Origin of the sequence: Thiomonas sp. 13-64-67 (assembly GCF_002282795.1) — a bacterium.
In the GTDB taxonomy this organism is placed as follows: domain Bacteria; phylum Pseudomonadota; class Gammaproteobacteria; order Burkholderiales; family Burkholderiaceae_C; genus Thiomonas; species Thiomonas arsenitoxydans.
On record NZ_NCKP01000050.1, the window covers coordinates 1 to 12,663 of the forward strand.

The window sequence follows — 12,663 nt, forward strand, 5'->3', positions numbered from 1 at the left end:
GTGGGTGAGATTCGCCTGGTTCCTGAGGGGGGTGAGCTTGTCGCAGAAATGACAAACGCCGGGCTGGCCGGCGTCTGTCAATTAACGTTGGTTGCGGGGACAGGATTTGAACCTGTGACCTTCGGGTTATGAGCCCGACGAGCTACCGAGCTGCTCCACCCCGCGCTGGAAGCTGTAAATCATACTTGAAGGCCGCCCTTTGTGCAAGGCGCCCCGTTCGCCTATGTCTTAATTGGCGATTGGGGGCCTTGAAATCAGGTTTGATCAGATGCGTTGTCGGATTCTGCCGAGTGCAGGGTGCTGTCTTCGAGCGCCTGCAGTTCGGCGGCGGCCTGGGCTGCGCGGTCGGCCTGGTCCATCGCATCCTTCGCCTTGCGCGCCTGGTGGAACGCCAGGCCGGTGCCTGCGGGGATGAGGCGGCCGACGATGACGTTTTCCTTTAAGCCACGCAGTTCGTCGCGCTTGCCCATGATGGCGGCTTCGGTCAGCACGCGCGTGGTCTCCTGGAAGGACGCGGCGGAGATGAAGCTGTCGGTGGACAGGCTGGCCTTGGTGATGCCCAGCAGCAGGTTGTTGAAGGTGGCGGGCATCTTGCCCTCGCGCAGGAGCACGTCATTGCGCGCCAGCACCTGGGAACGCTCGGCCTGTTCGCCCGCGATGTAGTCGGTGTCGCCCGGGTCTTTGATTTCGACGCGGCGCAGCATCTGGCGAACGATGACCTCGATGTGCTTGTCGTTGATCTTCACGCCCTGCAGACGGTAGACGTCCTGCACTTCGTCAACGATGTAGCGCGCCAAGGCCTCGACCCCCAGCAGACGCAGGATGTCCTGCGGCTCGGCGGGGCCGTCGACGATAAGCTCGCCCTTGTTGACGACCTGTCCTTCGTGCACCAGCACGTTCTTTTCCTTCGGGATCAGGAACTCGTTGGAGTTACCGTCCAGGTCGGTGATGACCAGGCGGACCTTGCCTTTGGTTTCCTTGCCGAAGGAGACGGTGCCGGTGGTTTCGGCCAGCATGCCGGCGTCCTTGGGCGAGCGGGCCTCGAACAACTCGGCCACGCGCGGCAGACCGCCGGTGATGTCGCGGGTCTTCTGGCCTTCCATCGGGATGCGCGCGAGCACTTCGCCCGGGCCTACGTCTTGGCCGTCGCGCACCTGGATCAGCGCGCCCACGGTGAAGCCGATGGTCACTGCGTGATCGGTGCCCGGAATCTTGACCTCTTGGCCCTGCTCGTTGAGCAGCTTGACTTGTGGACGTACCACCTTGGCAGAGCCGCGGCGTTTCGGGTCGATGACCACCAGGGTGGACAGGCCGGTGACTTCGTCCACCTGCTTGGCCACGGTCACGCCTTCTTCGACGTTCTCGAACTTGGTCTGTCCCGCGTACTCGGTGATGATGGGGCGGGTCAGCGGATCCCAGTTGGCCACCAGCGTGCCGGCCTTGATCACCATGCCGTCCTTGACGAACAGCGTGGCGCCGTAAGGCACCTTGTGACGCTCGCGCTCGCGGCCGTGGTCGTCAGTGATCAGTACCTCGCCCGAGCGGGTGATGACCACCTGCTCGCCCTTGGTGTTGGTGACATAGCGCATGGTGGCGGTGAAGCGCACCGTGCCCGCACTCTTGGCTTCCACACTGGACACGACTGCTGCACGCGATGCCGCGCCGCCGATGTGGAAAGTCCGCATGGTCAGCTGGGTGCCGGGTTCGCCGATGGACTGCGCGGCGATCACGCCGACCGCTTCGCCATTGGTCACCAGCGTGCCGCGGCCGAGGTCGCGGCCGTAGCACTTGGCGCAGATGCCGTAGCGGGTTTCGCAGGTCAGCGCGGTGCGCACCTTGATCTCGTCGATACCGGCAGCTTCGACCAAATCGAGCATGTCTTCATCGAGCATCTCGCCCGCCGGAACGATGACCTCCTGGGTCTCGGGGTTGACCACGTCGACAGCGGCCACACGGCCGAGCACGCGGTCGCGCAACGATTCGATGACTTCGCCGCCTTCGACCAGCGCGCGCATATTGGTGCCGTTGGCCGTGCCGCAATCGTGCTCGGTGACCACCAGATCCTGCGTCACGTCCACCAGACGGCGGGTGAGGTAGCCGGAGTTCGCAGTCTTCAGCGCGGTGTCGGCCAGACCCTTGCGCGCGCCGTGCGTGGAGATGAAGTACTGCAGCACGTTCAGGCCTTCACGGAAGTTCGCCGTGATGGGGGTCTCGATGATGGAGCCGTCTGGCTTGGCCATCAGGCCGCGCATGCCAGCGAGCTGACGGATCTGCGCAGCGGAGCCACGGGCGCCCGAGTCGGCCATCATGTAGATGGAATTGAACGACTCTTGACGCACGTCCTTGCCATGGCGATCCTTGACCGTCTGGTTGGAGAGGTGATTCATCAGCGCCTTGCCGACTTCATCGCCCGCACGGCCCCAGATGTCCACCACCTTGTTGTAGCGCTCGCCCTGCGTCACCAGACCGGAGGAGTACTGCTGCTCGATTTCCTTGACTTCCTTTTCGGCGCGAGCGATGACCGTGTACTTCTCTTCCGGAATCAGCATGTCGTCGATGCTGATCGAGATGCCGGCCTTGGTCGCCAGCGAGAAGCCCGACTGCAGCAGCTTGTCGGCGAAGATCGCGGTTTCGCGCAGGCCGCAACGGCGGAACGACGAGTTGATCAGGCGCGAGATTTCCTTCTTTTTCAGCGCCTTGTTCATCACGCTGAACGGCAGGCCCTTGGGCAGAATTTCCGACAGGATCGCGCGGCCCACGGTGGTTTCCACCACGGCGGTCTTGGGGGTGAAGCTGCCAGTGGCCTTGTCTTTTTCGTACTCGGTCAGACGTACGCTGACCCGGCTGGTGATTTCCACCTGCTTGGCGTCGAGCGCGCGGTGCACTTCGGACACGTCGGCGAACACGATGCCCTCGCCTTTGCCGTTGATGCGCTCGCGGGTGGCGTAGTACAGGCCCAGCACCATATCCTGCGACGGCACGATGGACGGTTCGCCGTTGGCCGGAAACAGGATGTTGTTCGACGCCAGCATCAGCGCGCGGGCTTCCACCTGCGCTTCCAGCGACAGCGGCACGTGCACGGCCATCTGGTCGCCGTCGAAGTCGGCGTTGAACGCGGCGCAGACCAGCGGGTGCAGCTGGATGGCCTTGCCTTCGATCAGCATGGGCTCGAAGGCCTGAATGCCCAGGCGGTGCAGCGTGGGCGCGCGGTTGAGCATGACCGGATGCTCGCGGATCACATCTTCGAGAATGTCCCAGACGATCGGGGTCTGCGATTCAACTTCCTTCTTGGCCGCCTTGATGGTGGTGGCCACGCCCATGGTTTCGAGCTTGTGGAAAATGAAGGGCTTGAACAGTTCCAGCGCCATCAGCTTGGGCAGACCGCACTGATGCAGCTTGAGCGTCGGGCCCACGGTAATGACCGAACGGCCCGAGTAGTCGACGCGCTTGCCCAGCAGATTCTGGCGGAAGCGGCCGCTCTTGCCCTTGATCATGTCGGCCAGCGACTTGAGCGGGCGCTTGTTCTGCCCCACCATCGCCTTGCCGCGACGGCCGTTGTCCATCAGCGAATCGACCGCTTCCTGCAGCATGCGCTTTTCGTTGCGCACAATGATTTCGGGCGCGGATAGTTCCAGCAAACGGCGCAGGCGGTTGTTGCGGTTGATGACACGGCGGTACAGATCGTTGAGGTCGGAGGTGGCAAAGCGGCCGCCGTCCAGGGGAACGAGCGGACGCAGATCGGGCGGCAGCACCGGCAGCACCGTCATGACCATCCATTCCGGCTTGGCGCCCGAATCCTTGAACGCCTGCATCACTTTGAGGCGCTTGACGTTTTTCTTGACCTTGGTGTCGGAGCCGGTCATGTCGCCGCGCAGCTTCTCGATCTCCAGATCGAGGTCCATGTTGTGCAGCAGGGCGTGAACGCCCTCGGCCCCCATGAACGCGACGAACTCTTCGCCGAACTCGGTGCGCTTGGCGGCGTATTCGTCTTCAGACAGCACCTGGCCGGCCTTGAGCGGCGTCATGCCGGGGTCGGTGACCACATAGGCTTCGAAATACAGCACGCGCTCGATGTCGCGCAGCGGCATGTCGAGCACGATGCCCAGACGCGACGGCAGGCTCTTGAGAAACCAGATGTGCGCCACCGGGCTGGCCATGTCGATATGGCCCATGCGCTCGCGGCGCACCTTGCTCTGGGTGACTTCAACGCCGCACTTCTCGCAAATCACGCCGCGGTGCTTGAGGCGCTTGTACTTGCCGCACAGGCATTCATAGTCCTTGATCGGGCCGAAGATCTTGGCGCAAAACAGGCCGTCGCGCTCGGGCTTGAACGTGCGGTAATTGATGGTCTCGGGCTTCTTCACCTCACCGAACGACCAGGACCGGATTTTTTCCGGCGACGCCAGGCCGATGCGAATGGCGTCGAAATGCTCATCCTGATGAAACTGCTTGAACAGGTCGAGTAGCGCTTTCATGCTTTCACTCCTTCAGTTGCTTGCCCGGCGCAACCAAGCGGCACCGGGCGCGGCATCAATCAATTGCGTTCGAGTTCGATGTCCAGACCCAGGGAACGGATTTCCTTGATCAGCACGTTGAACGACTCGGGCATCCCGGCTTCGATGATGTGGTCGCCCTTGACGATGCTCTCGTACATCTTGGTGCGGCCCTGCGTATCGTCGGACTTGACGGTGAGCATTTCCTGCAGCACATACGAGGCGCCGTAGGCTTCGAGCGCCCAGACTTCCATCTCGCCGAAACGCTGACCGCCGAACTGCGCCTTGCCGCCCAGCGGCTGCTGCGTGACCAGCGAGTACGGGCCGGTGGAGCGGGCGTGCATCTTGTCGTCAACCAGGTGATGCAGCTTGAGCACATGCATGATGCCCACGGTCACCGGGCGCTCGAAGACTTCGCCGGTGCGGCCATCGGTCAGCATGACCTGCTTTTTCGCCGCAGTGAGCTGCAGCTTCTCGGCGATCTCGTCGGGATAGGCCAGGTCGAGCATCTGGCCGATTTCGGCTTCGCTGGCGCCGTCGAACACCGGGCTGGCGATGGGCAGACCGGCCTTGAGGTTGCTGGCGAGTTCAAGCACTTCGGCGTCGCTGAGCTGATCGAGCGCTTCCTGCTTGCCGCTGAAGTTGTATAGCGTGCCCAGGAATTTGCGCAACTCGGCCGCCTTGGCATGCGACTGCAGCATGTCGTTGACCCGTTTGCCGATGCCGATCGAGGCCCAGCCCAGGTGGGTTTCGAGAATCTGCCCGATGTTCATGCGCGACGGCACGCCCAGCGGGTTGAGCACGATGTCCACCGTGGTGCCATCAGGCATGTGCGGCATGTCTTCGACCGGAACGATCTTGGACACCACACCCTTGTTGCCGTGACGGCCGGCCATCTTGTCGCCCGGCTGCAGGCGGCGCTTGACGGCCAGGTAAACCTTGACCATCTTGAGCACGCCGGTGGGCAGCTCGTCGCCCTGGGTGAGCTTGCGGCGCTTCTCTTCGAACATCAGATCGAAGGCGTGGCGGCGCTTCTCCAGCGAGTCCTTGAGCTGTTCCATCTGCTGCGCCAGAGCTTCATCCGCCGGGCGGATGTCGAACCAGTTATAGCGGTCGGTCTCGCCCAGGTAGTCGGCGGTGATGGTTGCGCCCTTGGCCAGCTTGTTCGGGCCGCCGTTGGCGGTCTTGCCGGTGAGCAGCTTGCCCAGACGGTCGAAGGTATCGGCCTCGACGATGCGCATCTGGTCGTTGAGGTCAAGGCGATAGCGCTTGAGCTCGTCGTCGATGATCTGCTGGGCGCGCTTGTCACGCGGGATGCCTTCGCGGGTGAACACCTGCACGTCAATGACGGTGCCGTACATGCCCGAGGGCACGCGCAGCGAGGTGTCCTTCACGTCGGACGCCTTTTCGCCGAAGATGGCGCGCAGCAGCTTCTCTTCCGGGGTGAGCTGGGTCTCGCCCTTGGGGGTGACCTTGCCCACCAGCACGTCGCCCGCTTCTACTTCCGCGCCCACGTAAATGATGCCCGACTCGTCCAGTCGCGCCAATTGGTGCTCGGACAGGTTGGGAATGTCGCGAGTGATTTCTTCGGAGCCCAGCTTGGTGTCGCGCGCCGGGACGTTCAGCTCTTCGATGTGGATGGAGGTGAAGCGATCTTCAGCCACCACGCGCTCGGACAGCAGGATCGAATCTTCGTAGTTGTAGCCGTTCCACGGCATGAAGGCCACCAGCATGTTCTGGCCCAGCGCCAGTTCGCCGAGATCGGTCGAGGCGCCGTCGGCCACCACATCACCTTTGGCGAGTTTGTCGCCGCGCTTGACCAGCGGGCGCTGGTGGATGTTGGTGTTCTGGTTGGAACGCTGGTACTTGATGAGGTTGTAGATGTCCACGCCAACTTCGCCCGCCTGGGTTTCGTCGTCATTGACGCGCACCACGATGCGGGCGCTGTCCACATAGTCCACCACGCCGCCGCGCAAGGCGGTGACCACGGTGCCCGAGTCGACCGCGGTCACGCGCTCGACCCCGGTGCCGACCAGGGGCTTTTCAGGACGCAGCACGGGCACGGCTTGACGCTGCATGTTGGCGCCCATCAGCGCGCGGTTGGCATCGTCGTGCTCCAGGAAGGGCACGAGCGAGGCTGCGGCCGACACGATCTGGCTGGGCGACACGTCCATGTACTGCACCCGCTCGGGCGAGACCATGATGGACTCGCCAGCTTCGCGAGCAGACACCAACTCGTCGTTGAGCATGCCGTGCTCGTCCATGCCGGCATTGGCCTGGGCGATGACGTACTTGCCTTCTTCGATGGCCGAGAGGTAGTCGATCTGGTCAGTCACCTTGCGATCGATCACGCGGCGATAAGGCGTCTCGATGAAGCCGTATTCGTTCAACCGAGCGAACAGCGCCAGCGAGTTGATCAGACCGATGTTCGGGCCTTCCGGCGTTTCGATCGGGCAGACGCGACCGTAGTGCGTGGGATGCACGTCGCGCACTTCAAAACCAGCGCGCTCGCGCGTCAAACCACCCGGGCCCAGGGCCGAAACGCGGCGCTTGTGGGTGATTTCCGACAGCGGGTTGGTCTGGTCCATGAACTGCGAGAGTTGCGAGGAGCCGAAGAATTCCTTGATCGCCGCCGAGATGGGCTTGGAGTTGATGAAGTCGTGCGGCATCAGGTTTTCGGTCTCGGCCTGGCCCAGACGTTCCTTCACCGCGCGCTCGATGCGAGACAGCCCGGCACGGAACTGATTCTCGGCCAGCTCGCCCACGCAGCGCACCCGGCGGTTGCCGAGGTGGTCGATGTCATCGACTTCGCCGCGGCCGTTGCGCAACTCGACCAGCAGCTTGATGACCGCCATGATGTCTTCATGCGACAGCACCATCTCGCCTTCGATCTCTTCACGGCCGAGGCGACGGTTGAACTTCATGCGGCCCACGCGCGACAAGTCGTAGGCGTCAGCGTCGAAGAACAGGCGGTTGAACAAGGCCTCGACGGCGTCTTCGGTCGGCGGCTCGCCGGGGCGCATCATGCGGTAGATCGCCACCTTGGCCCCGAGCTGGTCGGCCACTTCATCGATGCGCAGGGTTTGCGAAATGAACGCGCCCTGGTCGAGGTCATTGATGTAAAGGGTCTGGATCTGCTGAATGCCGGCTTCGCGGATTTTCTTCAGCAGCGCCTCGGTGAGCTCCTCATTGGCGCGAGCCACGATCTCGCCGGTGTCTTGTGACACCAGGTTGCGCGCCAGCACTTTGCCCAGCAGGAAGTCTTCCGGCACCGACAAGCGTTGCGTGCCGCCCTGCTCCAGCTCGCGCAGATGGCGGGTGTTGATGCGCTTGTCCTTGGCGACAACCACTTTGCCATTCTGGTCGATCAGGTCGAAGCGGGCCACTTCACCCTTGAAATGGTCGGGCACGAATTCGAGCAAAGCGCCATCGTCCATCAACTGCATGTGATCGAAGGCAAAGAAGTGCGCCAGGATCTGCTCGGGATTCAGGCCCAGGGCCTTGAGCAGAATGGTGACCGGCATCTTGCGGCGACGGTCGACGCGGAAATACAGAATGTCCTTGGCATCGAATTCGAAGTCGAGCCAGGAGCCACGGTAGGGAATGATGCGGGCGGAAAACAGCAGCTTGCCCGAGCTGTGGGTCTTGCCCTTGTCGTGCTCGAAAAACACGCCGGGCGAGCGGTGCAGCTGGCTGACGATCACCCGCTCGGTACCGTTGATGATGAAGGAACCCTTGTCGGTCATGAGCGGAATCTCGCCCATATAGACCTCCTGCTCCTTCACCTCCTTGACCGTGGGCTTGGCCGCTTCGCGGTCCATCACGATCAGGCGCACTTTGGCCCGCAGTGCCGACGCAAAGGTCAGGCCGCGCTGCTGGCATTCGCGCACGTCGAACACCGGGCGTGCCAGGGTGTAGCCGTTGTATTCCATGCGCACATACTGGTTGTGCGACACGATGGGGAAAATGGCGCGGAACGCCGCTTCCAGCCCTTCGTCCTTGCGCTGCGGCAAGGGAAGGTCTTTTTGCAAAAAGGCCTCGTAGGAGTTGATCTGCGTAGCCAGCAGATAGGGGACATCCAGAACACTTTGGCGGCTGCCAAAACTTTTCCGAATGCGCTTTTTCTCAGTGAACGAGTAGGACATGGATACGCTCCGCTCCACAGGGACAAAATCAGTTATCGCATAACCCGGGCTCACCCCAGGCCATGTGGTAACCAAGCTACCGGCCTGAACCGGCAGAAGGCGCGAAAGCCCGGAAGGCCAATTGACCTTCCGGGCCCACGCAAAACCATAGACTTACTTGATTTCAGCCTTGGCGCCGGCTTCTTCCAGCTTCTTCTTCGCAGCTTCGGCATCGGCCTTGGCCACGGCTTCCTTGACAGCCTTGGGCGCGCCGTCCACCAGATCCTTGGCTTCTTTCAGGCCCAGGCCCGTCAGTTCGCGCACGGCCTTGATGACGCTGACCTTGTTCGCGCCGACTTCCGTCAGGATCACGTTGAATTCGGTCTGCTCTTCCACGGCAGCGGCAGCACCGCCACCCGCGCCAGGAGCGGCCACGGCCATCGCGGCAGCGGACACGCCGAATTTTTCTTCGAACGCCTTGACCAGGTCGTTGAGTTCCATGACGGTCATGCCGCCGACTGCGTCGAGGATTTCCTGTTGATTCATTGCCATTTGTTGACTCCGAGATAAATGTTTGAAAAGAGAATGTTGAAAGCTTCAGCCTGATCAGGCTGCTTCGGTTTCGCGTTTTTTCGCCAACTGGCCCAGCGCCACGGCAAAGCCGGACACGGGAGCCTGCATGACACCCAGCAGACGCGCCAGCAGCACTTCGCGCGACGGAATGCTGGCAAGGGTCTTGACCCCGGCGGCGTCGAGCGCCTTGCCGTTGACCACACCCGAGCGAATGACCAGCTTGTCATTGGTTTTGGCAAAGTCGTTGATGACCCGGGCGGCGGCTACTGCATCTTCGGAAAATCCGTAGATCAGCGGGCCTGCCATTTCACCGGCGATAACTTCGCATGAGGTTCCCGAAACGGCGCGCTTGGCCAGGGTGTTCTTGAACACCTGGAGATGCACCCCGTTTTCGCGAGCCTGCTTGCGCAGCTTGGTCATCTGCTCGACTGCAATGCCGCGATACTCGGCCAGAACCAGGGATTGCGCCTTGGCTGCCAGCGCCGAGATTTCCTCGACTGAAGCTTGCTTTTCAGAGCGGTTAAGACTCAAGATTGACTCCTGAAGAAATTGCCTTGAACCCTAGCGGCTCAAGGCGCCTAAACAAGCGTCCTCTGGAGTGACTACAGGCAACGTTCGCACCTTGCCCATTCTCTCGTCCAGCGGGTTCGCCATCTGCGCAGACCCGACGTCGCAGGCATGACGTCGAATTAAGCGAGACTGCCGTCTCGCGCCTGCGGTCTTGGATCGCCCGAAGCGGCATGAAAATCACCGCATCGGCCCACCAATTGCTGCTACTCATTCCTGCTCAGGCCCGACCGATCATTTCAACCGGCCGGGACTGCTTCAAACATTTACTGCCCGGCGACCGCGGCGTTCACCGTGGCGGTATCGACGCGCACGCCAATGCCCATGGTGGACGAAACCGCCACCTTTTTCAGGTAGATGCCCTTGGCCGCTTGCGGACGCGCTTTTTGTAGCGCTTCGATCAGCGCGGCCAGATTGCGGCGGAGCGCATCGGGGCCAAACGAGGCGCGGCCGATCGTGCCATGCACGATGCCGGCCTTGTCGGCACGGAACTGCACCTGACCGGCTTTGGCGTTTTTCACCGCACCCGCGACGTCCGGCGTCACAGTACCCACCTTGGGGTTGGGCATCATGCCGCGTGGGCCGAGAATCTGACCCAGCGCACCGACTACGCGCATGGCGTCGGGTGAGGCGATGACGATGTCGAAATTGAGGTTGCCGGCCTTGACCTGCTCCGCCAAGTCCTCAAAACCAACGATGTCCGCACCAGCGGCCTTGGCCTCTTCAGCCTTGGCGCCTTGGGCGAACACGGCTACGCGCTTGATCTTGCCGGTGCCCGCGGGCAGCACGACCGAACCCCGCACGACCTGGTCAGACTTGCGGGTATCCACGCCGAGGCTCACCGCCACGTCGATGGATTCGTCGAACTTGGCGACCGCGCACTCCTTGACCAACACCAGCGCATCATCCAGCGCGTACAGCTTGTTGGAATCGACCTTGGCTCGCAAGGCCGCATAACGTTTGGGCATCTTGGCCATTTACACGCCCTCCACAGTAACGCCCATCGAACGGGCCGTGCCCGCGATAGTGCGAACAGCCGCGTCGAGATCGGCGGCCGTCAGGTCTTTCATCTTGGTGTTGGCGATCTCTTCGAGCTGAGCCCGGGTGATCTTGCCGACCTTGTCGGTATGCGGTTTGGCCGAGCCTTTGTCGAGCTTGATGGCCTTCTTGATCAACACTCCGGCAGGCGGGGTCTTGATGATGAAGGTGAACGATTTGTCCGCGAAGGCGGTGATGACCACCGGCAGCGCGAGGCCCGGCTCCACACCTTGAGTCTGCGCGTTGAACGCCTTGCAGAACTCCATGATGTTGAGGCCGCGTTGACCGAGCGCCGGGCCGATTGGCGGCGAGGGATTGGCTTTACCAGCTGGCACTTGCAGCTTGATGAAGCCGACAATTTTCTTTGCCATAGTGACTCCGAATGGGTACGAGCGCCTTTGTTTTCACAAGGCTCCCCGAAACCCGCCCTTTACGACTCACACTGCAACCCGGGCGGGATGGGCGGCAGCAATCAAACGATTTGCAGTTGCTCGCAAACAACCATGCAGATCAACAAGCGGTCAAAGCCGCTCAATCTGCTGAAACTCCAATTCAACCGGCGTGGCACGACCAAAGATGGTGACCGAGACGCGAAGCCGCGACTTTTCGTAGTTCACCTCTTCCACATTGCCGTTGAAGTCGGTGAACGGGCCTTCCTTGATGCGGACCATTTCGCCCACCTCGAACTGCACCTTGGGACGCGGCTTGTCCGCACCCTCCTGCATCTGGCTCATGATCTTGTTGACATCCGCCTCGCTGATCGGCACGGGGCGATTTTTGGCGCCGCCCACGAAACCGGTCACCTTGCTGGTGTGCTTGACCAAATGCCAGGTCGCGTCGTCCATTTCCATTTCCACAAGCACATAGCCCGGGAAAAAGCGACGTTCGGTAATACTTTTATGGCCATTCTTGATTTCGACGACTTCTTCCGTCGGCACCAGAATGCGCCCGAATTTGGTTTGCATCCCCGCGCGCTCAATGCGCTCGGCGAGGTTGCGCTGCACGGCCTTCTCCATGCCGGAATAGGCGTGGACGACATACCATTGCTTGCCAGCTTGCGCCGCCATCGTTTGTGCTTCAGCCATACTCATGCTCCTAGCGCTTCCAACCAAGGATCAGGTCGTAGAGCACATATTCCAGCGATTTGTCGGTCAGCCAGAGAAAAAGGGCCATCAAAATAACAAACGCAAATACGATGCCCGTCATCTGCATGGCCTCTTTGCGCGTCGGCCAAACCACCTTCTTGGTTTCGCGCACCGCATCCTGCCCGTAGGCAATGAGCGCACGCCCCGGCTCGGAGAGGAAAAACACCACAACCGCGCCCGCCAGCAGTACCAGGAACGTGACGACGCGCACCCACATGGGCTGCCCGGCCAGACCATAAAACAAGCCCAGCGCGGCGAGCAGCAAGACCGCTGCCGCCCCCAACTTAGCTTTGTCCGCCCCAGTGGAGACGGTTTCGACAGACGGATTCGCCATATGGATTTACGCGCGTTCAACCCCGAAACGGTTCGGAGTGGCAGGGGCAGAGGGAATCGAACCCCCAACCTTCGGTTTTGGAGACCGACGCTCTGCCAATTGAGCTATGCCCCTGTACCTTCTAGCACCAAGGCCGTTGTCTGCGAAACAGGCAACGGCCGCAATTCAAACAGATTCGGGCTGGCCCCGCAGAGCGCCCTCACAAAACCCTAGTTCGGAGCGCACGCCAGATTTCTCCAGAAGCCACACCGAATCCAGGTTGAACGATTTACTCGATGATCTTGGCCACGACCCCGGCGCCGACGGTACGACCGCCTTCCCGGATGGCGAAGCGCAGACCTTCTTCCATCGCGATCGGGGCGATGAGCTTGACGGTGATGCTGACGTTG

At 61.7% G+C, this 12,663-nt stretch carries 9 protein-coding genes and 2 tRNA genes; all 11 read right to left on the bottom strand.

Translation table 11 applies throughout. The annotated features are described in order from the left end of the window. Positions 1-88: 88 nt before the first annotated feature. Positions 89-165, bottom strand: a tRNA-Met gene (locus B7X30_RS11710). Between the two features lie 89 nt (positions 166-254). Next, a complete protein-coding gene (gene rpoC, locus B7X30_RS11715) occupies positions 255-4,475 on the bottom strand; it encodes a DNA-directed RNA polymerase subunit beta' (protein ID WP_286730784.1) in 4,221 nt (1,406 codons plus the stop codon). Between the two features lie 59 nt (positions 4,476-4,534). Further along, on the bottom strand, positions 4,535-8,638 hold the full coding sequence (gene rpoB, locus B7X30_RS11720; RefSeq protein WP_286730786.1) for a DNA-directed RNA polymerase subunit beta: 4,104 nt from the start codon (positions 8,636-8,638) through the stop codon (positions 4,535-4,537). A 153-nt stretch (positions 8,639-8,791) separates the two neighbouring features. Next, positions 8,792-9,169 carry a 50S ribosomal protein L7/L12 gene (gene rplL, locus B7X30_RS11725; protein WP_013107506.1) on the bottom strand — a complete coding sequence of 126 codons (378 nt, stop codon included), beginning with the start codon at positions 9,167-9,169 and terminating at the stop codon, positions 8,792-8,794. 54 nt (positions 9,170-9,223) lie between these two features. Continuing rightward, entirely contained in the window at positions 9,224-9,721 is a 498-nt protein-coding gene (gene rplJ, locus B7X30_RS11730) for a 50S ribosomal protein L10 (protein WP_013107507.1), read from the bottom strand. A gap of 302 nt (positions 9,722-10,023) precedes the next feature. Then, positions 10,024-10,734 carry a 50S ribosomal protein L1 gene (gene rplA, locus B7X30_RS11735; protein WP_013107508.1) on the bottom strand — a complete coding sequence of 237 codons (711 nt, stop codon included), beginning with the start codon at positions 10,732-10,734 and terminating at the stop codon, positions 10,024-10,026. Further along, positions 10,735-11,166 (bottom strand): 50S ribosomal protein L11, encoded by a 432-nt coding sequence (gene rplK, locus B7X30_RS11740; RefSeq protein WP_013107509.1) that lies wholly within the window; start codon positions 11,164-11,166, stop codon positions 10,735-10,737. A 150-nt stretch (positions 11,167-11,316) separates the two neighbouring features. After that, positions 11,317-11,880 (bottom strand): transcription termination/antitermination protein NusG, encoded by a 564-nt coding sequence (nusG, locus tag B7X30_RS11745; RefSeq protein ID WP_013124519.1) that lies wholly within the window; start codon positions 11,878-11,880, stop codon positions 11,317-11,319. Between the two features lie 10 nt (positions 11,881-11,890). Continuing rightward, positions 11,891-12,274, bottom strand: a complete 384-nt coding sequence (secE, locus tag B7X30_RS11750) for a preprotein translocase subunit SecE (protein WP_013107511.1) — start codon at positions 12,272-12,274, stop codon at positions 11,891-11,893. A gap of 38 nt (positions 12,275-12,312) precedes the next feature. Further along, positions 12,313-12,388, bottom strand: a tRNA-Trp gene (locus B7X30_RS11755). 154 nt (positions 12,389-12,542) lie between these two features. Continuing rightward, on the bottom strand, positions 12,543-12,663 hold a 121-nt coding region (locus tag B7X30_RS11760; protein WP_080305260.1), incomplete at its 5' end, for an EF-Tu C-terminal domain-related protein.

Coding starts and splice junctions, on each gene's coding strand:
- rpoC (WP_286730784.1), bottom strand. CDS start 4,475: ATGAAAGCGCTACTCGACCTGTTCAAGCAGTTTCATCAGGATGAGCAT.
- rpoB (WP_286730786.1), bottom strand. CDS start 8,638: ATGTCCTACTCGTTCACTGAGAAAAAGCGCATTCGGAAAAGTTTTGGC.
- rplL (WP_013107506.1), bottom strand. CDS start 9,169: ATGGCAATGAATCAACAGGAAATCCTCGACGCAGTCGGCGGCATGACC.
- rplA (WP_013107508.1), bottom strand. CDS start 10,734: ATGGCCAAGATGCCCAAACGTTATGCGGCCTTGCGAGCCAAGGTCGAT.
- rplK (WP_013107509.1), bottom strand. CDS start 11,166: ATGGCAAAGAAAATTGTCGGCTTCATCAAGCTGCAAGTGCCAGCTGGT.
- nusG (WP_013124519.1), bottom strand. CDS start 11,880: ATGGCTGAAGCACAAACGATGGCGGCGCAAGCTGGCAAGCAATGGTAT.
- secE (WP_013107511.1), bottom strand. CDS start 12,274: ATGGCGAATCCGTCTGTCGAAACCGTCTCCACTGGGGCGGACAAAGCT.